Below are 25211 nucleotides of genomic sequence, written 5' to 3' on the forward strand. Positions count from 1 at the left end.
TATGCTACATGTCGTGGGGTAGAGGGGCTTGTTCAGGAGGATTGCAGGTTGACGTGAGGCAACCTTGTCTGTGGCTGGGCCAGTTCACTGAGTTGGGCCATCTCATCGAGGGACAACACTTTTCCGGTATCGATGAGGATGACGAATTTGCCGTTGACCTTGCCCATACCACTGATGAAGTCGGCTCGGATGCGGGCTCCAAAACTGGGCGGGGGTTCGATATCGGCTGGTGGGATACCCAGCACTTCCGAAACCGAGTCCACGACGACACCAATATCCTGCCCCACAGGTTCATCGCCCTGTGAGGCCACCCCTTCAATGATGACGATGCAACTGCGGCGAGTAATGACCGAAGAGACATTGCCAAAGCGGGCATTCAAGTCGACGACCGACACAACCGAGCCTCTGAGGTTGATCACGCCACGAATGAAATCCGGCATCATCGGGATCGGAGTGATATTGCCGTACTCGATTATCTCTTTGACGCCCAGAATATTGATGGCGAACATCTCGTTGTTGATCAGAAATGTCAGGTACTGAGCATCGCCATTGCTCTCGTCAGCGACCGCTGATAGTACCGTGATGTCGGTGGATGTGTGCATGGTCGCCTCCGGTTAAAAACGGACAAAATCCGCTTCATTAATGGAATGGGATGACAGTTGCTTGGCCTGGTTGGTCCGCTGTGCTGGTGAGATGAAACTGCCGCGCAGGGGAATTCCCTTAAAGCCGTTTTCATGTGGAGAGGTGTTGATCGGTGCACCTTTTTCTAGGGCGAAGAAGGCCATGGTTTGTTGTAGTTCGCTGGCTTGCGAGCTCATCTCTTCAGCCGTGGCTGCCAGTTCCTCGCTACTGGCCGCATTCTGTTGTGTCACCTGATTAAGCTGGTTCATGGCCAGACTGATCTGGTTGGCTGCACTGGCCTGTTCGCCTGAGGCGGCATTGATCTCTTGCACCAGATCCGAGGTTTTGCGAATAGAGGGAACGATCCTCTCTAATAGGTTGCCAGCCAGCTCCGCTTTGCTGACGCTGTTAGAAGATAGCTCGCCAATTTCTTGCGCGGCGATCTGGCTTCGCTCTGCTAGTTTTCTCACCTCGGCAGCAACCACCGCAAACCCTTTGCCATGTTCTCCGGCGCGAGCCGCTTCAATGGCCGCGTTGAGGGCAAGCAGGTTGGTCTGGTAGGCAATGTCGTCGATGATGCTGACTTTTTTGGCGATTTGTTGCATGGCGGTCACGGTTTGTTGAACGGATTGTCCTCCTTCGGTGGCCTCTAACACCGAGTTGCTGGCCATGCTATCGGTGATCTTGGCGTTTTCGGTGTTCTGATTGATGCTAGCGCTCATCTGCTCGATAGAAGCGCTGGTCTCCTCGACGCTGGCTGCTTGCTCGCTGGTGGCCTGGCTCAATGCCTGCGCGGTATTGCTCACCTGATTGGAGGCATTGGTCAGGTTGTCGGCGGCGTTGCGGACCTCTTCGATGATATTAGTTAGCGCGCTAATAGTCTGGTTGAGGCCATCTTTGGTCTGGCCAAAAATACCGGGGTAGGGTTCATCGATCCGTTGGGTCAGGTCACCCTTGGAGAGCGCAGTGGCGATGCGCATCACATCTTCTAGGCTGGTGTCTGTTACATGGGAGAGGCGATTGAGCAGCTCGGATACCCGTTTGATATAGCCCTGACGATCCTCCAGCGTAATCTTGTGACTGAAGTCTCCCTGCTCGACGGCGGCGGTGACCAGAGTCTCGATATCCGTGATCAAGGCCCTCAGTTTCCTGACCATGTTGTCCATTGCCATCAACAGCTGCCCCGCTTCATCGGTGGACTCAATCTGGATGGATACATCCAGATTGCCATCTGCCAGACTATTGGCCACCCGCAGAGCCTGTTCAATGGGAGTGATAATGCTTTTGATCAGCAGGGTGCCAAACCAGGCTGCGAGCACGATGCCGGCTGTGATCACCACCGCCATGGTGATCAACATCACGTCATACCAAGATTGGGCTGCGGTATATTCTGACTTGGCCACATTCAGCTGCAGGTTGACCAGCTCGGTGATTTTGTTGCCTATCGGGTCGATGGAACTATATAGAATGCCATCAAAATTATTCAGCATGCCGGCAATCATGCCATGCTGGGTAGCGAGGAATCTCTCTAGTTTGCCAATATCGGTATCAGCTGCATTGAACAGAATGGTTGCTTCGGCTGACAAGCGTTGCTCATCGGGGGTGAGGGTGGTGGATTGGTAGTGATGCCATTCATTTTTGATGGTCTGCTGGGCCTGTTTTATCTGGCTCAGGGCCTCTTCTGCTGGGATTTGCCCTGCATTGGCCTTGTTGAGATTGTCGATGATTGAAACGGCATAGCTGTCGGAGATGGTCTTTAGCTGTTTAAGGGGGACCACTCTGTCGTTGTAAACACGCTGTAGCCCCGTATTGCTGCTCTGCATGTTGTATAACCCGAGGCTGCCAACGGTCAGCAGCAGCAGGCATAGCATGCAGAGCAGCACGATGAGTCGCAATTTGATGGTGGAGTGTTTGAACATGATAGTTCCCTCAGTTGAGGCTTGATTGAGGCTGGTTACGTGAGGCTGTCAATCTGTTGAGTTGACAAGATTCCTGAGTGATCGCGTGTTGGATCAATGAGGGTATGTCGAGGATCAGGGCGACCTCTCCCCCCCCCAGAATGGTTGAACCACTAATGCCCTGCAGGCGCTGGAACAATTTCCCCAACGGTTTGATGACGGTCTGGAATTCTCCCAGCAGTTCATCCACCACTAGACCGGATTTTTTTCCTGCATGGCTCACTACGACAATGTTTTCGCGTCGCCCCTTGCTGCCATTGGTATCGAAGTAGTGTTGCAGGCGGATAAAGGGCAGCACCTCGCCACGCAAGTTGATGTAATTGCGCCCTTGGGTGTCGGCCAGTGCACTCTGGGTCAATTCAACACATTCGATCACCATATCGAGGGGAATGACGTAGTGGGTGTTACAGACCCTTACCAAGAAGCCGTCGATGATGGCAAGAGTCAGTGGCAGGCGGATCTGCACACGGGTTCCTTTTCCTGGGATGCTGTCAAGCTCGACCGTGCCGCGCAGGGCCGTGATGTTGCGTTTGACGACATCCATCCCTACCCCGCGGCCAGAGAGGTTAGTGATCGCCTCTGCGGTGGAGAATCCCGGCTCGAAGATCAGATTGTATATTTCTTGATCCGTTAGCGTACTAGTGGTGCTGAGCAGACCACGCTCGATGGCTTTTTGTTGGATTTTGGCCTTGTTGAGACCGGCACCGTCATCCCGTATCTCGATAACGATACTGTTGGAGTCGTGATAAGCGTTGAGGTTGAGGGTGCCGCAGGGGGATTTGCCTGCCAGTAACCGTTGCTCTGCCGATTCGATACCGTGATCCATCGAGTTTCTGACCAGATGCATCAGCGGATCGCCGATCTTCTCTACCACCGACTTGTCCAGTTCAGTCTCGGCTCCGGAGATCACCAGAGTGATATCCTTGTTTAGCTCCTGACTGACATCGCGTACCACCCGCTGGAAGCGGTTGAAGGTATCGCCGATAGGCACCATCCGCAGGCGCAGTGTACTGTCACGGATCTCTTCTACCAGCATGGCAATGAGCGAGGTGGCTTCCTGCAGTTGGCTCTCTCGGGTACGTTGGGCTAACAGGTTAGCGCCTGAACTGGCGACCACTAGCTCGCCGACTAGATTGATCAGGTCATCCAGCTTGTCGGCATGTACCCTGACGTAACGCCCCTCTTTGCTCTTGTTCTCCTTGGTTTGGCTCTGTTTTTTCAGGGCGGCATCGACCACGACTTCGTTGACGGCACCCTGTGCAATCAGGATCTCCCCGAGTTTGGGTACTTGCTCTGTGAGGGTTGCTTGCTGTGCCTGCAGGCCGTTGGCTAACTCCTCTGCGGTCAGGGCGCCGGTGTTGACCAGCAATTGCCCCAGCATGGCGTTATCTTCTGGGAGCGACTCGATAAGGTTGATAAATTCGGCGATCTTGCTGTGGGGCGGCAAAATGGTGATCTGGCAGTCATCTCTGACAAATTCAAAAACATCGCTGATGGCCGCTTTATCTGCCTGCGAGTCGAAGTCTATCTCGTAGCCGAGATAGCAATTCTCCGGATCGAACGGTTCCCAATCTGGTAGCGCCTGATGGATGGTCTCCACCGAGCATATGGTGCCGAGTGTGCCTAGGTAGCGTAGAAATGCGGCCGGATCCATGCCATTGCGCAGCACATCGGGGCCAAAACGCAGGGAGATATGCCACAGGGAGGCGGATCTGGTAATTCCTCCCTCTTTTTCGATCTTGGGTTCCGGCGTATGTACAGTATCTGGCAGCGTTGCATGGGGGACGCACTGATGACGGGTTAGGGCGAGTCTCAGCCGTGTATCCTGGTTGGCATCGCTATCGCTTAACGTGCAACCCTGTTCTGCAACGACACTGATGAGCGTCTGGATGTGGTCACAGCTCTCCAGCAGATCCTTGATCAGAGGAGAGGTGACGGTGAGCTGCTGATTGCGGATCTGGTCGAGCAGATCCTCGACGATATGGGTAAACCCGACAATTGGCTGCAGACCAAACAGGCCTGCCGACCCCTTGATGGTGTGCGCTGCACGGAAGATGGCGCCAATCAGCTCGCTATTGTCTGGATCTTCCTCCAATGAAAGTAGGGAGGACTCCATCTCTTCAAGCAACTCGCGTGCCTCGGCGATATAGGTTTGTAAGGCCTGATCAAGATCGATGCTCAAGGTGACTCCTTGTCATGGTGGCTAAGGGCCGTTAGCCATGGGTGATGAGGGTGGGGTCGCCAAAAAAGGCAGAGAGCTGGCAGAGCTCCAGCAGTTCAAGCACAACATGGCTGTGCCAGACCAGCGCCAGGGAGGTGCCCTGTTGCAGTGCAGTTTTCTTTGCCGCCAGTAGCAGTTGCAGCCCAGCGCTGTCTATTTCGGATACCGCCGCCAGATTCAGTTCCAGTTCGCGCCCTTGATGCAGCAAGAGCGAGATGGCATCTTTCAGCTCGCTGACTGTATAGATGGTGATCTCGTCCGGCATGGTCACCACCACCTTGTTGTCGAGTAGCTCACTCTGTACTTGCATGATGCGCTCCGGCTCAGGGCATGATGAGTTTGGCGACTGCGGCCAGCATCTGCTCAGGCTGGAAGGGTTTGACCACCCAAGCTTTGGCTCCTGCGGCTTGTCCTTCGTGCTTCTTGTTCTCTTGCGACTCTGTGGTCAGCATGATGACGGGGGTGAATTTGTAGCTGGCCAGTTTTTTGGCCTCTTTGACGAAGGTGATGCCATCCATGTTCGGCATGTTGACGTCACTGATGATCAGGTTGATCTTTTTTCCATCAAGTTTTTTGAGCGCATCTTTGCCATCGCTTGCTTCCATCACTTCATAACCGGCGCCCTTGAGGGTCATGCCCACGACTTGGCGAATGGTTGCCGAGTCATCCACGATCAGGATCGTTTTGCCCATATCTCTCTCCTAGAAAAATGTAATGTCTGCGCTGCTTGGCTGCGTATTGACTGAAGGGGTGGTGCGACCATGGTGAATATTGCGCTGTTCGTCAGTGGCATATGAAAGTTCCATCTCTGCCAGCCAACGATTGGCATCGATTTGGATTGGCTCTGCCGTGCTGTTGCTCTGTTCCAAAGCAACCAAGTGGTTGGAGAGACTCTCCATGTTTTGTCTGACGTGACTAAGGATCTGGCTGACCCTGTCTTGAAATTGCAGCGAGACAATGACGCTGGAGATTTCGCGATGGATATCGGTGCTCTCGTTTTGTAGCAAGGAGGCGGATTCTGCCAAGCTGTCGGTGGCGCGGCGGAAACGGGTCAGCACTTGTTCGATAGTTTGTTCCGAATTAAGTGCCGAGGCGTGATCCCGTGCGGTAGCATTTTCGGCAATCTGGAATGCGCGGCCGATAGCAGTATTGATGGTGTCTACCTTGTCGGTCATCTTCTGGGCGGTTTCGCTAGAGAGGCGGGAGAGGTTGCGCACTTCATCCGCGACCACAGCAAAGCCACGGCCTGCTTCCCCTGCCCGCGCTGCTTCAATGGCTGCGTTAAGGGCCAGCAGGTTGGTCTGGGAGGCGATTTTTGCCACATCCATGGCCATGCTATTGAGCTCTGTAGTGTAGGTAGTGAGGCTCTTAATTTCGCTTAGCATGGCATCTCGATTGGTCTGGGCGGAATGGAGGATGGTCACTACCTCATTGAGCTGCCGCTGACTCTCACTCAAGACCCCAGCCATACCACACGCATTGCTATCACCCAGTTCTCCGGCTGCCAGATGGGAGGCATTGACCGCCTCTTCCAGCTTGTTGGCCAAGCCACTGAAGCGTTGGGTGAGGTCAATCATCGCGGCTTCGGTTTGCTGGCGAGAGTTTTCAATCTGCTGGGACCAGATAGGTAGAGCCTTTTCACACATCTGTTCGAGACCAACGATGGAGCGGGCGAGAGAGTCGGTCGTTAAGGATTGTTCTCGTGCGGCACGCTGGCGGCATATATGTTGATGGAAGTGGTTGGATGTCCAGAGAGCAGCAGCAACAGCAATCAATATATTGAGCAATAGATAGAGAGGTGACAGCGCATCGGCGAGTTGCAACAACAGGCAGCTCAGCAGAGCAAGCCCGATGCAGCAAATCCAGCAAACCGGTTCCCAAAGCGGTGTGTCCACGCCACTTTTGTGTTGTGCCATATGTAGCTTATCCCTGTGCAATTATTTGGTAAGAGCTAAAAGGATCAGGACTGCAACACCGATGGTGCCCCTTGAAACTCTTTATTTATAGTTGGCACAATAAGGTTAGCGGAAAAAAATAAATTGGCTGCAAATCGGGGCTATTTGTCTCAGCCATTGTCGTATCAAGCGGCTTGCGAAGTGGGGGACAGAGCTAGGTGGGGATAAAAAGGAGAGAAGGAGCCTGAGGATTCAGGCTCCTGATGAGGATCAGGCCTCGTTGGCGTGAGCCTTCTGGCAACCTTCGACGGCGTGGGCAATCAGTTCCAGTGCGCTCTTGTCGCAGGGGGGAAGTTCGGCATCGCACGCCTTGATGGGGGTGACGCGATCGCCCCACTTGATGATGGCAGCGCCCCAGGTCAGGCCGGCGCCGAAGGCGGCGGTCAGCAGATAGGAGTTCGGCTTGACGCGGCCCTGCTCCAGCGCTTCGCACAGGGCGATGGGCACAGTGGCGGCGGAGGTGTTGCCGTAGTTTTCGATGTTGACCATCACCTTCTCCATCGGCGCATTCATCCGTTTGGCGAGGGTCTCGATGATACGGATATTGGCCTGATGGGGAACGATCAGGTCGACCTGCTCCGGCGCAATACCGGCCTGCGCCAGCACAGTGCTGGTGGCTTCACCCATGCCGCGCACGGCGCGTTTGAAGATCTCCGGTCCTTCGAAGTTGAAGGTGAACAGACCATCGATGTCGGCAAAACGCACCCGATCGGTACCGAAGTTCGGTACGTGCAGGATCTCCCGCGCTTCGCTGTCGCAGCCCAGCTTGTTGGCAATCAGGCCACACTCCTGCTCGCTCGCCTCGATCACCACGGCACCGGCACCATCGCCAAACAGTACGGCGGTATCGCGGCGTGCCCAGTCCAGCAGGTAGGTGAGGCGCTCAGCGCCAATCACCAGCACCTTCTTCATCATTCCGGTCTGCACCAGCGAGGTGGCGACGGAGAGGGAGTAGACGAAACCGGTGCAGGCCGCGTTGAGATCAAACACGGCAGCGTTGACGGCGCCCAGCTTCTTTTGCACCGCAGAGGCGGCGCTTGGCAGCAGATTGTCCGGAGTGGCGGTAGCCAGGATGATGCCATCGAGGTCGCTTGCTTCCAGACCGGCGCAGGCCAGTGCGCGGCGACCGGCCAGGGTGGCGAGATCCGAGGTGCTGACATGGGAGATCCGGCGGGCCTTGATGCCGGTGCGCGGATAGATCCACTCATCTGACGTATCCATGATGGTGCTGAGGTCATCGTTGGTCAGCACGGAGGGAGGCAGGCATTTGCCCCAGCCGGTGATATTGGCGTATTTCATCTTGTTACCGCTTCTCAAAGTGGATCGCCCGCGGGCGGAAAATCGTGCAATTATGCCGTACGAGACAACCACTGTCATCTTGTGGTCATGGTTATGTGCAGGGGGCTCAGCTGTGCCATCTGGTCGCAAAGGGCTGCAACGTGCTGAACATGGCTGGAAATTTTGCTTAAAACGCGGGACTCCTCTGCCCTAAGATAGGCGTTTCGCCACCGATGAGGGTATCTCCTTGCTCAGAGCCAATCTCAACTTGTTGCCGACCCTCAAGGTGCTGCTGGAGACCCGCAATATCAGCCGCGCCGCCGAGCTGCTGCACCTGAGCCAACCCTCCATCAGCAAGCAGTTGGCCCAGTTGCGTAGCGAGTTTGACGACGAGCTGTTGGTACGGGAGGGGCAACGCTGGTTGCTGACGCCACGGGCCGAACTGTTGGCAGCCAAGCTGGCGGATTCTCTCGGTGCGCTGGAGCGACTCTATGAGGCGCCCGGATTTGACCCGAGCCGCTGCGAACGGGTGTTCCGGCTCGCCTCTTCCGATTACGTGGCCCAGCATATCCTGCCCGATATCTGCGCTGCACTCGCCAACGAGGCGCCGTTGGCGGCGCTGGAGTACAGCTTGTGGGACAAGCGTCAGCTGCCGCAGTTGTGGCAGTCCGAGCTGGATCTGGTCTCCACCATCACCGAGCAGGTACCGGAGCAGATCCGTGGTCTGCATCAGGGGGAAGATCGACTGGCGGTGCTGATGGGACGTCACTATCCGCTGGCTGGCAAGGCATTGAGTCTCGATGACTATCTCGCCTGGCCTCACCTGCAGGTGAGTGGCGGTGGCGACAAGGACAGCCCGATGGAGCAGGTATTGGCGCCGCAGGGACTGAGTCGGCGCTGGTTTGCCCGAGTCCCCTTCTTTCAGGCGGCGGTGGAGGTGTTGCTGCGCACCGATTGCCTGATGACCACTCCGGCTCATCTCGCCTGGCAGCTCTCCTGCGGCCATGAGCTCACCTTTGTCGACCTGCCCTTTGCTACCCGCGACCAGCAGTATCATCTGCTGTGGCATCAGCGCCACCATCAGGATCCGGCCCACCGCTGGTTTCGCGAGCTGGCTTATCCCTTCCTGCGGGATCACCTGCAACGCACCGTCGGCGAGAGTCGCAAGCTGCTCGATCTCGGCGGTTAGCCTCAGTCAGTTGTGTGGCACCATAGCCATTGGTTATGGAATCTATTAATAACTTTCACGACAGGCATAATGGCTCAGCCCGTACCCTGAGTGCAGGTCATCATATCGAGCACAAAAGAGGAAAAGCATGGAACTGACGAGTTGGCTGGCACTGGCCGCAATCTGCGTGATGGGCGCTATCAGCCCGGGGCCGAGCCTGGCACTGATTATCCGCAACACGGTGCAGGGCGGGCAGGGGCACGGTGTGGCCACCGCGCTTGGCCACGGCTTCGGGGTTGGTATCTATGCGCTGGTCACCGCACTGGGTCTCTCCATTTTGATCACCCAGACCCCGATCCTGTTTGATCTGATCCGCTACGGCGGCGCCGCGTTTCTTGCTTGGCTCGGAGTGAAAGCCCTGCTGGCAAAACCTGCCAGTAGTGAAGCGAATGAAGAGGTGCATCAGTTGCGCGGTCGGCAGGGGGCCTTTGAAGGTTTTATGGTTGCCTTCCTTAACCCCCAGCTGGCGGTTTTCTTCATCGCTCTGTTCAGTCAGTTTGTGCGCGCCGATACTGGCTGGAGCGAAGGGGGCATCATGATGCTCACCGCGGGCGGGATCGATGCCGTCTGGTATGTGCTGGTGGCGTTGGTGCTCTCGCGCGGGCCAGTGCTGGTGTGGCTTAAAGCCAAATCCTTTGTGATCGATAAGGTGAGCGGCTTGGTGCTGCTGGGATTGGCCTTGAAGGTGGTTATCTAATCCTGCATTTTGCGGATACCTTAAGCGGGATCAAGGCACGCGGGTGGTGAATGGGCTAGAGTAGCGCCCATTTGCTGTCCGCCCTGATCCCGAGACCATGCACCAGAACAAGCACCCGTTAAGCCATAACAACCGGTTGGAGCTGCTGGCTCCGGCCAAAAACCTCGCCTATGGCATCGAAGCCATCAACCATGGTGCCGATGCTGTCTACATGGGCGGCCCTGCCTTTGGCGCCCGCAGTGCGGCGGGCAACTCCATCGAGGATATCGAAGCGCTGGCACGTCACGCCCACCGTTTCGGTGCCCAAGTCTTTGTCGCCTTCAACACCCTGCTGCACGATCACGAGCTGGAGCAGGCGCGGCGGCTGACCCACCAAATTTACGAAGCCGGTGCCGATGCGCTTATCGTGCAGGATATGGGACTGCTGGCGCTGGATTTGCCTCCCATCGCGCTTCATGCCAGTACCCAGACCGACAACCGCACGCCGGAGAAGGTGAAGTTTCTGCAGGATGTGGGTTTCTCTCAGGTGGTGCTGGCGCGCGAACTGTCTCTTGCTCAGATCCGCGAGATCAGTGCCGCGACCAATGTGCAGCTGGAGTTCTTTATCCACGGTGCGCTCTGTGTCTCCTACAGCGGCCAGTGCAATATCAGCCATGCCCGTACCGGCCGCAGTGCCAACCGTGGCGAGTGTGCCCAGCTCTGTCGCCTGCCCTGCTCGCTGCAAAAGCCGGACGGTGAAGTGCTGGTGGCCGACAGCCACCTGCTGTCACTCAAGGATATGGATCAGACTGACAACCTGGAGGCATTGATCGAGGCGGGGATCCGCTCCTTCAAGATCGAGGGGCGTCTCAAGGGGCTCGACTACGTCAAGAACGTTACCGCCTGGTATCGCCAGAAGCTGGACGCCATTCTGGATAGCCGCTCCGATCTGGTGGCCGCCTCTGCGGGTCGTTGCAGCTACAGCTTCACGCCTGACCCCAAGAAGAGCTTCAACCGCGGCAGCACCGACTATTTCCTCCATGGCCGCCAGCAGGGGATCGACTCCACCAAAAGCCCGAAATATGTGGGTGAACCGCTGGGGCGTGTCACCAAGGTGACCCGTGACGGTATCGAGATTGACGGCAAACAGGTCACCCTCAACAACGGCGACGGTTTGGGCTTCTTCAAGCCGAACAACGAGCTGGTGGGGATGCGCCTCAACAAAGTCGAAGGTAAGCAGTTACTCCTGTCAGAACGCATGCCGGGGCTAAAGGTGGGGACCGAAATCTACCGCAACCACGATCAGGCTTTCAGCAAGATGCTGGAGAAGGCGAGCGCGGATCGCCGCATCCGGGTCGATATGGTGCTGGCTGAGTGCGATGAGGGCGTGATCCTCACGCTCACCGACGAGCAGGGCATCAGTGCCGCGGTGACCCTGCCTTGCGACAAACAGCCTGCCGACAACCCGGAGCGGGCGTTGCAGCAGGCGCGGGATCAACTTGGCAAACTCGGCAATACCCTGTTTGTGGCGCGCAAGATTGAGTTGGCATTCACTCACCCGCTATTTATCGCCGCATCACAGCTCAACGGCTTGCGCCGGGATGGTATCGCCGCGCTGGAGGCCGCACGCGTGGCCAGCTACCAGCGCCCCGAGCGACGGATCGCCCTGCGGGATATCAACTATCCCCAGCACCGTCTCTCCTACCTTGGCAATGTGCTGAACAGCGCCGCCGAGCAGTTCTTCCGCGAACATGGGGTGGAGCGCATTGCTCCTGCCTATGAGGCGAACAAGGAGGAGCGGGAAGTGGTGCTGATGATCACCAAACACTGCATCCGCTATAGCCAGAACCTCTGCCCAAACGAGGTGCCCGGTCTCAAGGCCGAACCGCTGGAGCTCAAGATGGGTAAAGACACCTTCCGCCTGCGTTTTGACTGCAACCGCTGCGAAATGCAGGTGATGGGAAGCTTAAAACGTTAGCCTATCCTTTTCGTTTAAATCCAATTGCCCTCTAATCTCGTTAAGGCGAAATAAACGCCGCAAAGCATATCATGGCCTGAGGAGTGACCATGAGCGGCTATTTGCTTAAGCGTTATCTCAATATTATTGATTGGTGAGGTGAATAAACTAGAAAAAAGCAAACTGTAGCGACTGCTACAGGCATTACTTAACATGGCTGCACTGATATCTGTGGTCCGAGCCAATAAAGGATATAGCTGCAATGAAAGGGCATGGTGTTTTTGCTTATGGTAGAGATCAAGAACCATCATCACACCTAGGATAAAATCATCAGCAGAGGGGGTGAGTCCGATGCCGAAACCCACTAATTGTGCTAATGACGAAGTATTACCATCATTTTTTAGCCATAGAGTGAAATCATCCAATGCACTATGAATACGCTCGATGGTCTTAGTTGGATAGAAGTCCGATTGGCCATTGAGAATATCGTGCATTCCACCGGAGGGGGGGGATTTCACTAAAAAATCACCGATAATATTCACTAACCGTGTTAGATTACTTGGTGATGAAAGGTACTTATTTTCTATGCTGTTAATAATCGTCTCGGTATTTTTACCAGCAAGTAAATCAATTAATACACCATGTGAGGTTATTATTTTTCCATTAATTAATGAAACTTGGATATTAGGTTGAAAAAACAAGCCTAGGTCACTGCATGCCAATACAGCTGAGCGTGGTGCTAGTGGTGTGTTATCTTTCAATAAAGTGACAATAACGTTTTCTGATGTGATAAAATTACAAGCACGACTAAAAGTAGAATGTACGATCAACTGAGATTCTTTAGCGAGTATATCCGGTAATGAAGAACAAAATTGCAGGGAGTGTATGCAATACATAATGAAAACCATCCTTGTTGGGACAGGTAAATAATAACAACGGTCACTATCGTTATTTTCATTTAATATATACGATGACCATGAATGCAGTTTATACTAAGTGCACTTTTTTTACTACTATATCGATAACAGCAGACTAGATATTTAAATAAATCCCCCCATAATGTTATGGGGGGATTTATTACCGTGCCATAATTTCTACTCTAAAGGTAAAACCTTGATCTTCACTGGTTGTCAGGTAGCTATCTTGTTCCGCAATATTAAACCAATTCACACCATCTTTGCTACGCTGCCACTGGTATTTAATATAAGTAGCGTCGGTTAATTGTAAATTACCACGGCTAATTTGTCCCGCTGATTCACCGACTAAACGTACTTGTGCATAAAGCGTTGTACCAATAGGGAGATTTGTTAATACGCTCTCACCATGTTGGTCGGTGACCTTAAGTTCCTCGACACTGGCTAATGCAGGCGTAAAATTAACCTCAATCTCTTGTTGGCTATTTGATGTATTAGCTTTAATAAGGGTTATCCCTGCAGCATTATTAGTCAGCGTTATGCGAGCTACCCCATTACTGTCGGTCATACTCGTTGCATTGAGTAAGCGGCCATTAGACGTAGACCAATTCACTATTACACCGGCTTTCGCTTTACCAGTTTCATCTACTACTGTGATGGCAACCTGATTCGTTGCGATACCATCTGCTGCTGCATTATCACGCTCAACCGTCAAACTACCTTCAAGGAACTTGATTTCTCCTGTGAATGGATTATCAGGGATAAGCGGGTTTGTCCCATTTGCTTTTTCTTCTCCATCCGTTAAACCATCGCCATCGGTATCTGGATTATTTGGGTCTGTTTTATCAGCTGCTTCCTGTTGGTCTGATACCCCATCTAAATCCGTATCGATTGGGTTTGGATCGTTTGGATCTAGTGGGTTAGAGCCATTCTTGATCTCTTCAGCATCGGAGATGCCATCGTTATCACTATCGGGAGCCAGTGGATTAGTGCCATGTGTTTTTTCTTCCCCATCGTGCAAGCCATCTTTATCCGAATCTGAATTATGTGGGTCTGTGCCATCGATAATCTCTTGCTCATCGGTTACACCATCCTCGTCAGAGTCAAGAATTTCTGGCTTCTGTGTATTTTTTAGTAATTCAATGCTGGTATAAGCACTAATTTCATTACCTTTAACATCGCGGACTACTGCAGTAATACCGTAGGTATTGTTATTGCCATCCTCATAAGCAGGGAGTTCTTCTAAGTGAAGACTGGCTAAGTTGACATTGTGTAATTGAGAGTCAGATAAATCCATTTTATCAAATAGATGACTGTGCCAAGTAATATCTGAAATGGCGTGTTTACTTTCAATGTGTAGATCAATAACAATATCACTACCTTCCAATGCAGTTAATGTGCTAGGTAAGTTAGCAAATAAAGTTTGAATTTTACTGTACTCTAAAACAATTTGATTTTTATGTTCAACCAAATCATACCGTAAACCTTGCAATGACTTATTAACTCGACTGCCATCTAGCATATTATCTAACGATGAGCCAATGCGCCACTCCAAATGAATTCCTGCCTGAGTGTTCTTTTGACCTGCTGATGCTATGGTGTGTGTGGCATCGAACTTTATCAATGGGATTGGTTGATAACCAACTCCTAAGGTAAGAGCGTAAGGATCTTTGGTTAATTTTTTACTCCCCATGATATCAACATTATCACCAAAATACTTTTCTGCTTTTAATGAAGCGGATAAGCCAGGAGACGATGGTAAATAACCTTGGAAATTGATGTCCATGCCTCTAGCAGCTCTTGATTTATAATCTTCAATAATATTGGATTCTTTCCAAGAGCTAATAGGTAAATAGATGTTAGATGCAAATTTAGCATAATCTCGCCAAGCTTCTGCACCTACCGTGAAACGTGAAGCATGGCTATCAAAATCTTGGTCATAAAAGGCATTATAGCCAAGCATCCAGTCATCATAAAAGTGACGTTGACCAATGCCAATATCAGCAGTGACATTCTTTTTTGCCGGTTTTCTGATACCAGCTTGTATAAATGGCATGTCATGTTTTTTTTCAGCGATAGGGATTAAAAAATCTATCGATGAATCTGCGATATTTAATTTATCGTCTACAGCTACCTTTACTTTTGCGGTGCCATGGCCGATTAAGTTTTGTGTATATTTATTCGCTTCTGCTTCAAAGCTAGATACCGCCAAATCTTGCCAATATTGAGCTTCTTTTTTTACGCTATAACTGGTTGTTGCCGCCTCTGTATTAGCATGATTATAAGAGTGTCGAGTCACTTTCTCAGTCAATGTTTCATCTAGATCGGTTGCTTGCCTTTCAACCAATTGGTTAGATATACGGCTGGTGTGCTCTGCTGCGATATTCTCGACAGGCTTGTCTGTCTTGGTAACGTGAATGTCTTTGGTAAGATTTAATGGGTTACTATTTACCAATTCAGGTAATTTTTGCTCAGCAGGTAAAAATATTTTTTGGCCAACCGTTACATTTTTTTCGCTTAAATTTTTCGAATTAATAGAAAGCAAAATATGGACAGGAATATTATGATCTTTTGCAATGGTTTTTAGCGTTTCACCACTTTTAATTATATAGGTACGTTTATTTTGAGGGACAACTTGGCCTTGAGTTTCATTGATATAACTAGTGGCATGAACGACGGGTAAGATAATACTATGGGTAATATACAGTGAGAGCCAGACTAGTTTATAAAAAGACGTTTTGTTAAACATATTCAATCAACTTCTCAATGGCTGCGAGATTAAAAAATCCTTCATTGATAGAGAAGCATCCTGCCAGCTGTCCAAATATTAACCTAATTAACAGGGGGGTTATGTAGGATATTCCTTATTGATTCATTTATTTTTTGAATGGCGTGTTATTGATAGGTACTCGTAAAGGGATTTTTTTAGGTAAGTCACTGTTATAAATGTATTTTATAAAGACTTATCCGATAGCATTAGATACCGATATTATTCTCGCCTTAAAAAAACAGCCCCTCTTTCAAGAGGGGCTGTGCGGTATAAAAAAGTATCTTTTGGAGCTTTATTTCAGCGGAAGGCTAGGGCTATTCATCAAAAATGCCAAAGTGTTCTTTAGCAAACAGAACCCGTTGATCCACGCTCATTTTTACCTGACCAAGTTTTTCAATCGTTTTAAGATTAGGGACCAAACCACGACCATTCGCAATTTGGATAGCCAGGCCAGGACGAGCATTTAGTTCAAGTAACATGGGGCCACGAAATTTATCCAACACCATATCCGTACCAATGTAACCAAGGCCGGACATCTCGTAGCAGGATGCCGCTAAGGTCAGCAGTGTATCCCAGTGTGGGACTTTTAGATCGTATAAGTCGAGACCTGTATCAGGATGGTTACGCAGTGGATTACCAAATTGTACCGCCCGCAGCGCTCTGCCCGTTCGTAAGCACAGGCCAACTCCCACCGCTCCTTGGTGTAGATTGGCTTTACCGTCGGAGGCAGCCGTGGAGAGGCGCATCATGGCCATTACCGGAAACCCTTTGAAAATGATGACACGGGCATCAGGCACCCCTTCAAAAGAGTACCCATCAAACACATCGTCAAAATTGATGAGTCCCTCCACCAATGCAACGTCAGGTTTACCGCCTAACGAATAGAGGCCGGCCAAGATGTTCGACACGTGTCGCTCCAAATCTTGTCCGTTGCACGCACTGCCGTTGGGCTTATAGAAGAGATCATCTTCTTGACGCAAGATAACCAAAATACCTTTGCCACCTGAGCCACGGGCCGGTTTGATACAAAAGCCTGGCCATCCTTTCACTAGCTCGGTGATTCGACTGACGTCATGCTGTTCTCGAATGGTACCAATTAGCTCAGGAACTGTGACTCCGGCGTCTAGTGCAATCTGTTTGGTCTGTAACTTATCATCCACGAGCGGATAAAGTCGGCGTGGGTTGTAGCGACTGATATAGGAGTGGTTACGCTTGTTCATACCGAGGATGCCTGCCTGAGACAGGCTCCACGGGCTGGTGTATTTTTCCCAAAACCACATCTGTTACTTATCCTTACCCAGCGTGGAGCCAGACTTCATCTCATCTATTAGTGGTTTGAAGCGTTTGAGCTCGCTGAGCTTGTAGCCGGTATAGTTACCTAGCAGTAATACCGTTGCCATCAATACTAATTGCAAGCCGAGGAAGTTAAAGGTGAGGTGACGGATCAGTTCGTTGTCCATCGCTAAGTAGGCGATGATCGCGACGAGCAAAGATCCACCGCCTTGACGTACTACCTCTTTCGGACCCTCTTCTTCCCATAGGATGGACATCCGTTCTATGGTCCATGACAAAATAATCATCGGGAAGAAGGTAATTTTCATGCCATCGGTCAGCCCCAGTTTGAATGCAAATGCGGAGAAGATGCCGATCATTGAGATCACCATGATGATGATGGCCGATATTCGAGCCACTAGCAGCAGGTTGAGCCGCGACAAATAGGAGCGAATGATAAGACCGGTGCCGACAATCAGCAGGAAACCAATAAGACCGGTGACCAACGATGTTTGAATAAAGGCCACCGCAATTAATACCGGCATAAATGTACCGGAGGTTTTGATCCCCACCAGTACTCGCAAGAAAACCACCATTAATACGCCGATAGGGATCAGCAGTAAGCCTTTAAATAACGCTTGTTCTTCCAGTGGCAAACTGTGGATGGAGAAGTTGAGCATATCTGACTTCTCAAACTTTTGTGCCAGCGCCACATTAACTGGCTGTTCCTGCTCGATCATCGAGAAGGTCACTTTCGAGTTATGCCCGCCGGTGACGTCTAACAGCGCCCGTGAGTTATATTCCCACAATAACAAGTTAGCGGGTTGGCCCTGTTCACCCGTTTTAGGGTTAAACAGTTTGTAGTCGGTTGGGCTGTTGAACACTTGCAAATAGTCCACTAGCTCTTGCCGACGACGGCCATCTTCTAGGCTCAGAGCGTGAACTACCCGAGCGGGTACGTCAGCATTATTGAGCAGTTCGGCTATTAGATTGGCGCGAGTTTTATGGTTTTTCAGCAGTTCTGCGTTCTGTTCCTGCTTTTCAATCTCTTTGATGATTTCGCGGGTCAGGGTGTAGCCATCGGCAGAGCGTTCTAGTGCACGTTCAAGGATCTGCTTCATAGCCGTCGCATACGGCTCACTTTCGATCAGTTTTTCGATCACCGGAGGCTGAGCAGAAGAGGCTGGTTTGGCGTGCTCATCGGCCATCATATCAACGCGATAGTAAAGCTCCTGACGACCCGAAGCACTACGAATAGACCACTCAGCGCGGGCATCTCCTTCTTTGTCAAAAGAGAGACCGTAGCCGGGGCTAGCTGCGTTCTCATTCATTAAGGTAAAACCAGGTTGGGTGCCCGGAATGGCGAGCGAAGCGATCACCGGCTCACCGGTTGCCTCAAATTCAAGTTTGGCTTCGATAGACCAAATTTGACGTTTTTCACCGGGGGTGAGCGGCACATCCAGCGCGATGTGGTGATAAATAGTCATCCCTAGGCCGACAATGAACAGCAGGGCAACCAGCAAATAGAACGGCTTACGGGAAACCATGGATTATTTCACATCCTTGAGCTTAGGTTTGGGTTGAATATATTCGCGGGCGACGTCAACGACGGCAATGTCTTTCAAAAATTCACGACCTAGCAGCACAGGGAAGGTCATATCGCTACGGTCTTTCAGGGTAAATTCGGCCTTTTCCGTCATGTCACCGATCCGCACGGCTAAGCGCACGACTGGGCGGCGATCGAGATCGTCGGCAGAGGCCTGACGTACCCGTACATGCCGAACCAGCGGCGCTTCAATCTGAATTTTGTCATCCAAGTCTTGGTGACTTAAGAAGAAGCGGACCCAGTTCTTCCCATTGCGCTCGAAAATAGTGATCTCTTGGGCACTAATGGAAGAGGTGGTTGCCCCAGTGTCGACCCGCGCCTGGAAGGCATCACTGGCGGCATCGACCCATAGCCATTCGGCTTCACCCACCAATAATTTGCCATCAATGGTATGGCCTTGACTGGGGGCTGGACATTTTTCAGTGGGGATGGCGACTGTCTTAGGGGCGGCAGAGGGAATATTAGTGAGCTTGTGATCGACCTTCTTCACGGACTCTTTCATAGTGTTCATATCGGTATTGAGCTGAACGATGAGCTGTTGCTGCAGGGCCGAATGCTGCTGTTGAAGCTGAGTCTTCTGTTGCTCCATCACGGTGTGCAGGCGTTGCTCGCTTTGGCTAATTTCGTTACGTAACTCAGCCAGTGTCAAGGGGGCCACCGGCGGCGCTTTTTCCATACTGACACACCCGCCAAGAGTGAGCAGGGAGAGCAGGGTGATTCCTTTTAATTTGCTTTTCATGTCATTCATTTAACTATGTTCCTCGAATTGGCTAAGTGTAACTATCATCGGCGTCATCGGCTAGTCTTTGGCTTTACGGGCAATCAGTACGGCACGTTTCGGCGCCGGGTGTCCTTCTACCGTGAGTGCCGGATTGTCTGGATCCAGATAGTCACTTAAGGATTCATTGATCATCCAGTCGGTACGACGCTGTTCGTCGGTGCTGGTCAGGCTTTCATCGACAATCCGCACATCAGTAAAACCACAGCGCTCGACCCACAGTTTGAGGGCGGCACTCGACGGGATAAACCAGACGTTGCGCATCTTGCCGTAACGGTCGGTGGGTACCAGCACGTCGTTGATCCCACCCTCGATCACTAGGGTCTCCAGCACCAGCTCGCCATCGTCCTTGAGCTGATCACGCAGCTGCTCAATATGCTCGATAGGGGACTTGCGATGATAGAGCACCCCCATGGAGAAGACGGTGTCAAAGGCGCGCAAGCAAGGCAGTTCTTGAATACCGAGTGGGAGCAGATGAGCGCGTTGGTCACCTCCAGTGAAGTGACGAATGGCCTCGAACTGGCAGAGAAAAAGCGGGCTTGGGTCGATGCCGACTGCCAGTCGAGCTCCTTCACCCACCATGCGCCAGAGGTGGTAACCGCTGCCGCAGCCGACATCCAGTACATATCGTCCCTCAAGCGGGCTGATATGGGGCAGCACCCGATCCCACTTCCAGTCAGAGCGCCACTCAGTATCGATATGGATGCCGTGCACGGTGAATGGCCCCTTGCGCCAGGGCATGAAGTGGCGAAGCAGGCTCTCCACCTTCTTGCGCTCCCCTTCGCCAAGGCTCTCGGCCGAGCCTATCTCGACCCGGTTTTTCAGCTCGATTTTTCCGGGGGCAATGACCGGCAGCTTGTTAAGGGCACGATTCCAGCGCGGCAGATCCCCATGCAGGTTGTCATGTTGCCAGGCGTGTAACTGAGCGGGCAGGGTATGCAGCCAGTGGCTCAGCCGGTTTTTGGCGATCAGTTGATAGAAGTTGGCAAAGTCGATCATGGTTGGGCGTCGCTGGATTTGATGGCGATCAGGGAACCGAAATTAAAGCACTGGAACCAGAGGTCTTGATGGATGAAACCAGCGTCCCGTAGACGGCTACGGTGGGTTGCTAAGCTGTCGGTACGCATCACGTTTTCAAGGGCGGTGCGTTTTTGGCTGATCTCCAGCTCGCTATAGCCATTGGCCCGCTTGAAGTCGAGGTGCAGATCGATCAGCAGCTCGTTGACCGGTTCATCGTCGAAGCGAAACTTCTCACTCAGGATCAGAATACCGCCCGGACGCAGGCCATCGTGAATGCGCTGGATCAGGGCAGCTCGTTTTTCGGGTTCGACAAATTGCAGGGTGAAATTGAGCACCACCACGGAGGCGTTCTCAATGTCGATATCGCAGATGTCCGCTTCCACCAGCTCCACCGGCACCTCGGATTTGAAACCGGAGAGGTGGGCGCGGGCGCGCTCGATCATCGGATGGGAGAGATCCACCGCGGTGATGCGGCAGCCGGGCTGGCTGATATGACGGCGCATCGCCTGGGTCGCGGCGCCCAGTGAACAGCCGAGATCATAGAGTCGGCTCTCGGGTTGAGCGTAGCGGGCGGCCATCATGCCGATGGCAGAGATGATGTTGCTGTAACCCGGCACCGAGCGCTGGATCATATCGGGAAAGACGTCGACTACCTGTTCATCGAAACAGAAGTCTCCCAAGCGGGCGATGGGGGCGGCAAAAATTTGATCGTGCATGCTGGCGCAACCTGACAGTCAGCTTCAGGCTGACTGCACTGTTCAATTGAGTCTTTTGGTGATACCCATCAGCGTAGATTGAGCACCTGTTTACGAACCGGTGGAGGGGCCTTGCAATCCTTGTGGCCGCGTCCGTTCGCTGAGGCATGGTCCAGCCCCTTTTCAAGGGCGCTAGTGTAGAGGATTGAGGGCCATTTGTCTTGACAGCAAGGGGCGCTGAGCCACAAAAAAATCGGATTTTTTCCTGCAAAATGGCGAGTTGGCCGCAGGCTGTTTAAAAGGGCAGCGCCCCTTGGCGCGCGCGATCGTTTTCCCCCGGCCAAGGCGCCATCTCCTCACCCAGCAAACGGATTATCTGACGAGCCAGTTCGGGGGCTTGGGCGTTGTCGGCGGTGTGGATGTAGAGGTAAAGATCCTTGCCCTCTGCCAGCCATCGGCGCCAGTGGGGCAACCAGCTTGGCAAGAAGGGGTGGTTGGCGGCAGGGTGCGGCAGGCCGATAAAGCGCACCATGGGCGCGCTGGCGGTCGCCAGCAGATGGACCGGCAGACGTGGTTTCTTACCTTGCGCATCGACCAACGCTGCCGACGTGGGGGCGACTGAGAATAGCGGGCGGCTGTCGAGCATGACTCGGTTTATGCCTGTTGTTATCAGCAGCCGGTTCAGTGCCCGCTCGGCCTCACCCTTGGCGAAAAAATCGGGGTGGCGCACCTCAATGGCATAGCGAAACGCCCGTGGCAACCGCTCGATAAAGGCCGCCAATCTGGCCAGTCCGTCGGGGCCAAAGCGAGCGGGTAGCTGCAGGGTGAGCAGCCCCAGCTTGTCGTGCAGCGGGGTGAGCAGGTGGATAAAGTCAGCCACCGGCTTGGCTGCGCTCACCAGATCGCTCTGGTGGCTGATGGTTTGCGGAAATTTGAAGTTAAAACGAAAGCCAGCAGGCACCGCATCGGCCCAGCGTTGCACCGTGTCCGGTGTGGGCAGAGCGTAGAAAGTGGTATTGCCCTCCACCGAATTGAACACGGTGGCGTAGTGGGCCAAGTGTTCGGCAGGCTTGGCGCCAAGGCCGAGCAGCTGGCCGGGCCAAGCGGGGTGGGACCATTGTGGCAGGCCCAGATAGAGGCTCATGAGGCAGATCTCGTTGACGGCTGATCGATTTGGGGCCTTTATTTGGCCGCTTTTTGTCACCGAGTGCAAAAAACTGGCGAAAGGGGGCTGCTGGCCATTTTACCCAAAAGGGGGTTTTCCTCTATAATGCCAGCCCTTTTGTTTTTCAATTTCTTGCGACCCATGCCTATCTACGAATATCGTTGCGACGTTTGTGGCCATGAATTGGCGAAACTGCAAAAGCTTGCCGATGCCCCTCTGATCAACTGTCCGGCTTGTAGCAAGCCGAATCTGGTCAAGCTGATATCGGCAGCAGGCTTCCGGCTCAAGGGAACCGGATGGTACGAGACTGATTTCAAACCGGGTAAGAACAAGAATCTGGCCAGCTGTGAGACAGACGGTGCTTGCCAGTCGTGCCCGGCGGCCCAAGGTTAACCGTCTCTCTACAATTTCGAAGGAAGAAGTCCATGCGCTCTATCTATTGCGGACAGGTCAATGAGGCCCATGCCGGGCAGACCATTACTTTGTGCGGTTGGGTCCATCGTCGCCGTGATCTGGGCGGTCTGATTTTTATCGACATGCGCGATCGGGAAGGGATCGTGCAGGTGTTCTTCGATCCGGACAAACCGGAAGCGTTCGCCCTGGCCTCCGAGCTGCGTGGCGAGTTCTGCATCCAGGTGACCGGTGTGGTACGGCCGCGTCCCGAGTCTCAGCGTAACAGCGAGATGGCCACCGGTGCCATCGAAGTGTTCGCCCACCAGCTCACCATTATCAACCGTGCCGAGCCGCTGCCCCTTGACTTCAACCAGGTCAACAGCGAAGAGGTCAGCCTCAAATATCGTTACCTTGACCTGCGTCGCCCCGAGATGGCCAAGTACCTGAAGACCCGTGCTAAGGCCAGTGCCTTCGTGCGCCGCTTTATGGACGAGCACGGTTTCCTCGACATCGAAACCCCGATGCTGACTAAGGCGACGCCAGAAGGTGCCCGTGACTATCTGGTGCCGAGCCGCGTGCACAAGGGCAAGTTCTACGCCCTGCCGCAATCGCCCCAGTTGTTTAAGCAGTTGCTGATGATGTCCGGCTTCGACCGTTACTACCAGATCGTCAAGTGCTTCCGTGACGAAGACCTGCGGGCCGACCGCCAGCCGGAATTCACCCAGATCGACGTGGAAACCTCCTTCATGACCGCGCCGCAAGTGCGTGAAATCATGGAAGCGATGATCCGCAAACTGTGGCTGCACATCCTGAACGTGGATCTGGGCGACTTCCCGATCATGAGCTTCGACGAAGCCATGCGTCGCTTCGGCTCCGACAAGCCGGACCTGCGTCTGCCGATGGAGCTGGTCGATGTGGCCGATCTGCTGACCGCCGTTGAGTTCGCCGTGTTTGCCGGCCCTGCCAACGATCCGAAAGGCCGCGTGGCTGCCCTGAAAGTCCCGGGCGGCGCGGAGCTTTCTCGCAAACAGATCGACGAGTACACCAAGTTTGTCGGCATCTACGGTGCCAAGGGGCTGGCTTGGATGAAGGTCAATGAAGCCGCTAATGGCCTCGAAGGAGTGCAGTCTCCGGTGGCCAAGTTCCTCTCCGATGAGATCGTGCGCGAGATCCTAGCCCGTACTGGCGCAGCCAATGGCGACATCATCTTCTTCGGCGCCGACTCCAAGAAAGTGGTGTGCGATGCCATGGGCGCCCTGCGTCTGAAAGTGGGCCGCGATCTGGGCCTGCTGGAAAACAGCTGGAAACCGCTGTGGGTGATCGACTTCCCGATGTTCGAGGAAAATGGCGAAGGCGGTTTGGCTGCCATGCACCACCCGTTCACCGCGCCGAGCAACATGAGCCCGAGCGATCTCAAAGCCAACCCGGTGGGCGCTTACGCCAACGCCTACGACATGGTGATCAACGGTTACGAAGTGGGTGGTGGCTCTGTCCGTATCCACAATAGTGAGATGCAGTCCACAGTGTTCGATATCCTCGGCATCAGCGCCGATGAGCAGCGTCTGAAGTTTGGCTTCTTGCTCGATGCCCTCAAGTACGGTACCCCGCCGCACGCTGGTTTGGCGTTTGGGCTGGATCGCCTCAGTATGCTGCTGACCGGCACTGAAAATATCCGCGATGTGATTGCGTTCCCGAAAACCACGGCGGCTGCCTGTCTGATGACCGACGCCCCCAGCCTTGCCAATGCCGCCCAGCTGGGCGAGCTGGCGATTGCAACCACCGTCAAGGGTGACGAGTAAGCCAACTGGACAGGAAGGCCGTCTTACGGCCCTTCTGCTTGCTTGGTCTTACGTTGTGACCAGAGTGAATGACATTTAAAAGATAACGGAGAGTCCCTATGGCAGGTCACAGTAAATGGGCCAACATCAAACACCGCAAGGCCGCTCAAGATGCCAAACGCGGTAAGATCTTCACCAAGCTGATCCGTGAAATTACTACCTCGGCGCGGATCGGTGATGCCGATCCGGCCAATAACCCGCGCCTGCGGGCGGCAGTGACGGCGGCGCTGACCAATAACATGACCCGCGACACCATCAACCGCGCTATCGCGCGTGGCGCCGGCGGTGGCGATGGCGAACAGCTCGAAACCATCGTCTACGAAGGTTACGGCCCGGCGGGTTCTGCTGTGATGGTGGAGTGCCTGACCGACAACCGGAACCGTACCGTTGCCGAAGTGCGCCACGCTTTTAGCAAGTGCGGTGGCAACTTGGGTACCGACGGCTCCGTCGCCTATCTGTTCAGCAAGAAAGGGTTGCTGACCTTTGTTGGGGTTGATGAAGATGCCCTGATGGAAGCCGCCTTAGAAGCGGGGGCTGATGACGTGGTCAGCCAAGAGGACGGCTCGATCGAGGTGTACACCACCCCGAACGATTTCGGCACTGTACTCGATGGGCTGGAAGCGGCTGGTTTTAAAACGGCGAGCGCGGAAGTGACCATGATCCCCTCCACCGAAGCCGAGCTGGATGCCGAGACCGCGCCTAAGTTGATGCGCCTGATCGACATGCTCGAAGATCTGGACGACGTGCAAGAGGTTTACCATAACGGTTCCATCTCAGACGAAGTCGCCGCTACCCTCTGATCGTGCTCTGTTGAGCGATCGACGCTAACACAACAACGCCAGTCACTCCTGACTGGCGTTGTTGTG

21 protein-coding genes are annotated in these 25211 nt (G+C 53.3%); 6 read left to right on the plus strand and 15 right to left on the minus strand.

Annotated features, from left to right (window positions below):
- Positions 1 to 32: 32 nt before the first annotated feature.
- The 7 genes from CUC53_RS10210 to CUC53_RS10240 all read right to left on the minus strand — a co-directional run bounded on the left by CUC53_RS10210 (position 33) and on the right by CUC53_RS10240 (position 8054).
- Positions 33 to 602, minus strand: a complete 570-nt coding sequence (locus CUC53_RS10210) for a chemotaxis protein CheW (RefSeq protein WP_100294064.1) — start codon at positions 600 to 602, stop codon at positions 33 to 35.
- A gap of 12 nt (positions 603 to 614) precedes the next feature.
- On the minus strand, positions 615 to 2540 hold the full coding sequence (locus tag CUC53_RS10215) for a HAMP domain-containing methyl-accepting chemotaxis protein (protein WP_100294065.1): 1926 nt from the start codon (positions 2538 to 2540) through the stop codon (positions 615 to 617).
- A 10-nt stretch (positions 2541 to 2550) separates the two neighbouring features.
- Positions 2551 to 4761: a chemotaxis protein CheA gene (locus CUC53_RS10220; RefSeq protein ID WP_100294066.1), complete on the minus strand. Its 2211-nt coding sequence runs from the start codon at positions 4759 to 4761 to the stop codon at positions 2551 to 2553.
- 31 nt (positions 4762 to 4792) lie between these two features.
- Positions 4793 to 5110, minus strand: coding sequence for an STAS domain-containing protein (locus tag CUC53_RS10225; protein ID WP_100294067.1), 318 nt, complete (start codon positions 5108 to 5110; stop codon positions 4793 to 4795).
- Positions 5111 to 5123: 13 nt separating this feature from the next.
- Positions 5124 to 5492 (minus strand): response regulator, encoded by a 369-nt coding sequence (locus tag CUC53_RS10230; RefSeq protein ID WP_100294068.1) that lies wholly within the window; start codon positions 5490 to 5492, stop codon positions 5124 to 5126.
- A gap of 9 nt (positions 5493 to 5501) precedes the next feature.
- Positions 5502 to 6716 carry a methyl-accepting chemotaxis protein gene (locus CUC53_RS10235; RefSeq protein ID WP_100294069.1) on the minus strand — a complete coding sequence of 405 codons (1215 nt, stop codon included), beginning with the start codon at positions 6714 to 6716 and terminating at the stop codon, positions 5502 to 5504.
- Positions 6717 to 6965: 249 nt separating this feature from the next.
- On the minus strand, positions 6966 to 8054 hold the full coding sequence (locus CUC53_RS10240) for a ketoacyl-ACP synthase III (protein WP_021230362.1): 1089 nt from the start codon (positions 8052 to 8054) through the stop codon (positions 6966 to 6968).
- 226 nt (positions 8055 to 8280) lie between these two features.
- On the opposite strand from CUC53_RS10240, the gene CUC53_RS10245 reads away from it, so the two are divergent.
- The 3 genes from CUC53_RS10245 (at position 8281) to CUC53_RS10255 (ending at position 11915) form a co-directional block, all read left to right on the plus strand.
- Complete coding sequence (locus CUC53_RS10245) at positions 8281 to 9222, plus strand: LysR family transcriptional regulator (protein ID WP_100294070.1); 942 nt, start codon at positions 8281 to 8283, stop codon at positions 9220 to 9222.
- A gap of 127 nt (positions 9223 to 9349) precedes the next feature.
- Entirely contained in the window at positions 9350 to 9958 is a 609-nt protein-coding gene (locus tag CUC53_RS10250) for a LysE family translocator (protein ID WP_100294071.1), read from the plus strand.
- 97 nt (positions 9959 to 10055) lie between these two features.
- Positions 10056 to 11915 carry a peptidase U32 family protein gene (locus CUC53_RS10255; protein WP_100294072.1) on the plus strand — a complete coding sequence of 620 codons (1860 nt, stop codon included), beginning with the start codon at positions 10056 to 10058 and terminating at the stop codon, positions 11913 to 11915.
- Positions 11916 to 11929: 14 nt separating this feature from the next.
- Here the strand turns inward: CUC53_RS10255 and CUC53_RS10260 are convergent, their stop codons facing one another.
- The 8 genes from CUC53_RS10260 to CUC53_RS10295 all read right to left on the minus strand — a co-directional run bounded on the left by CUC53_RS10260 (position 11930) and on the right by CUC53_RS10295 (position 22093).
- The gene (locus CUC53_RS10260) at positions 11930 to 12724 is read right to left on the minus strand and encodes an oxamate carbamoyltransferase subunit AllH family protein (protein WP_157798250.1); all 795 of its coding nucleotides are present in this window, start codon (positions 12722 to 12724) and stop codon (positions 11930 to 11932) included.
- Positions 12725 to 12971: 247 nt separating this feature from the next.
- Positions 12972 to 15557, minus strand: a complete 2586-nt coding sequence (locus CUC53_RS10265; protein WP_100294074.1) for an inverse autotransporter beta domain-containing protein — start codon at positions 15555 to 15557, stop codon at positions 12972 to 12974.
- Between the two features lie 335 nt (positions 15558 to 15892).
- Entirely contained in the window at positions 15893 to 16858 is a 966-nt protein-coding gene (locus tag CUC53_RS10270) for an alpha-L-glutamate ligase-like protein (protein ID WP_100294075.1), read from the minus strand.
- Between the two features lie 3 nt (positions 16859 to 16861).
- Positions 16862 to 18397 (minus strand): inactive transglutaminase family protein, encoded by a 1536-nt coding sequence (locus CUC53_RS10275; protein ID WP_100294076.1) that lies wholly within the window; start codon positions 18395 to 18397, stop codon positions 16862 to 16864.
- A 3-nt stretch (positions 18398 to 18400) separates the two neighbouring features.
- Positions 18401 to 19204, minus strand: coding sequence for an ATP-dependent zinc protease family protein (locus CUC53_RS10280; RefSeq protein WP_167386732.1), 804 nt, complete (start codon positions 19202 to 19204; stop codon positions 18401 to 18403).
- Between the two features lie 51 nt (positions 19205 to 19255).
- A complete protein-coding gene (gene cmoB / locus CUC53_RS10285; protein WP_100294077.1) occupies positions 19256 to 20233 on the minus strand; it encodes a tRNA 5-methoxyuridine(34)/uridine 5-oxyacetic acid(34) synthase CmoB in 978 nt (325 codons plus the stop codon).
- Complete coding sequence (gene cmoA, locus CUC53_RS10290) at positions 20230 to 20970, minus strand: carboxy-S-adenosyl-L-methionine synthase CmoA (protein ID WP_100294078.1); 741 nt, start codon at positions 20968 to 20970, stop codon at positions 20230 to 20232. Before cmoA ends, cmoB begins: the two co-directional genes overlap by 4 nt.
- A 274-nt stretch (positions 20971 to 21244) precedes the next feature.
- Positions 21245 to 22093: a DUF72 domain-containing protein gene (locus CUC53_RS10295; protein ID WP_100294079.1), complete on the minus strand. Its 849-nt coding sequence runs from the start codon at positions 22091 to 22093 to the stop codon at positions 21245 to 21247.
- A 162-nt stretch (positions 22094 to 22255) separates the two neighbouring features.
- Between CUC53_RS10295 and CUC53_RS10300 the strand changes: the two genes are divergently transcribed.
- The 3 genes from CUC53_RS10300 (at position 22256) to CUC53_RS10310 (ending at position 25145) form a co-directional block, all read left to right on the plus strand.
- Positions 22256 to 22507: an FmdB family zinc ribbon protein gene (locus tag CUC53_RS10300; protein ID WP_100294084.1), complete on the plus strand. Its 252-nt coding sequence runs from the start codon at positions 22256 to 22258 to the stop codon at positions 22505 to 22507.
- A gap of 32 nt (positions 22508 to 22539) precedes the next feature.
- Complete coding sequence (aspS, locus tag CUC53_RS10305; protein ID WP_100294080.1) at positions 22540 to 24306, plus strand: aspartate--tRNA ligase; 1767 nt, start codon at positions 22540 to 22542, stop codon at positions 24304 to 24306.
- A 98-nt stretch (positions 24307 to 24404) separates the two neighbouring features.
- Positions 24405 to 25145: a YebC/PmpR family DNA-binding transcriptional regulator gene (locus tag CUC53_RS10310; protein WP_100294081.1), complete on the plus strand. Its 741-nt coding sequence runs from the start codon at positions 24405 to 24407 to the stop codon at positions 25143 to 25145.
- The last annotated feature ends 66 nt before the right edge of the window (positions 25146 to 25211 follow it).

This window comes from Aeromonas cavernicola, from assembly GCF_002795305.1.
Taxonomy (GTDB): Bacteria; Pseudomonadota; Gammaproteobacteria; order Enterobacterales; family Aeromonadaceae; genus Aeromonas; species Aeromonas cavernicola.

What these genes read in the sequence shown, in the direction of transcription:
- CUC53_RS10210 (WP_100294064.1), bottom strand. Translation starts at nt 602, where the DNA reads ATGCACACATCCACCGACATCACGGTACTATCAGCGGTCGCTGACGAG.
- CUC53_RS10215 (WP_100294065.1), bottom strand. Translation starts at nt 2,540, where the DNA reads ATGTTCAAACACTCCACCATCAAATTGCGACTCATCGTGCTGCTCTGC.
- CUC53_RS10225 (WP_100294067.1), bottom strand. Translation starts at nt 5,110, where the DNA reads ATGCAAGTACAGAGTGAGCTACTCGACAACAAGGTGGTGGTGACCATG.
- CUC53_RS10230 (WP_100294068.1), bottom strand. Translation starts at nt 5,492, where the DNA reads ATGGGCAAAACGATCCTGATCGTGGATGACTCGGCAACCATTCGCCAA.
- CUC53_RS10235 (WP_100294069.1), bottom strand. Translation starts at nt 6,716, where the DNA reads ATGGCACAACACAAAAGTGGCGTGGACACACCGCTTTGGGAACCGGTT.
- CUC53_RS10240 (WP_021230362.1), bottom strand. Translation starts at nt 8,054, where the DNA reads ATGAAATACGCCAATATCACCGGCTGGGGCAAATGCCTGCCTCCCTCC.
- CUC53_RS10250 (WP_100294071.1), top strand. Translation starts at nt 9,350, where the DNA reads ATGGAACTGACGAGTTGGCTGGCACTGGCCGCAATCTGCGTGATGGGC.
- CUC53_RS10255 (WP_100294072.1), top strand. Translation starts at nt 10,056, where the DNA reads ATGCACCAGAACAAGCACCCGTTAAGCCATAACAACCGGTTGGAGCTG.
- CUC53_RS10265 (WP_100294074.1), bottom strand. Translation starts at nt 15,557, where the DNA reads ATGTTTAACAAAACGTCTTTTTATAAACTAGTCTGGCTCTCACTGTAT.
- CUC53_RS10270 (WP_100294075.1), bottom strand. Translation starts at nt 16,858, where the DNA reads ATGTGGTTTTGGGAAAAATACACCAGCCCGTGGAGCCTGTCTCAGGCA.
- CUC53_RS10275 (WP_100294076.1), bottom strand. Translation starts at nt 18,397, where the DNA reads ATGGTTTCCCGTAAGCCGTTCTATTTGCTGGTTGCCCTGCTGTTCATT.
- CUC53_RS10280 (WP_167386732.1), bottom strand. Translation starts at nt 19,204, where the DNA reads ATGAATGACATGAAAAGCAAATTAAAAGGAATCACCCTGCTCTCCCTG.
- cmoB (WP_100294077.1), bottom strand. Translation starts at nt 20,233, where the DNA reads ATGATCGACTTTGCCAACTTCTATCAACTGATCGCCAAAAACCGGCTG.
- cmoA (WP_100294078.1), bottom strand. Translation starts at nt 20,970, where the DNA reads ATGCACGATCAAATTTTTGCCGCCCCCATCGCCCGCTTGGGAGACTTC.
- CUC53_RS10295 (WP_100294079.1), bottom strand. Translation starts at nt 22,093, where the DNA reads ATGAGCCTCTATCTGGGCCTGCCACAATGGTCCCACCCCGCTTGGCCC.
- CUC53_RS10300 (WP_100294084.1), top strand. Translation starts at nt 22,256, where the DNA reads ATGCCTATCTACGAATATCGTTGCGACGTTTGTGGCCATGAATTGGCG.
- aspS (WP_100294080.1), top strand. Translation starts at nt 22,540, where the DNA reads ATGCGCTCTATCTATTGCGGACAGGTCAATGAGGCCCATGCCGGGCAG.
- CUC53_RS10310 (WP_100294081.1), top strand. Translation starts at nt 24,405, where the DNA reads ATGGCAGGTCACAGTAAATGGGCCAACATCAAACACCGCAAGGCCGCT.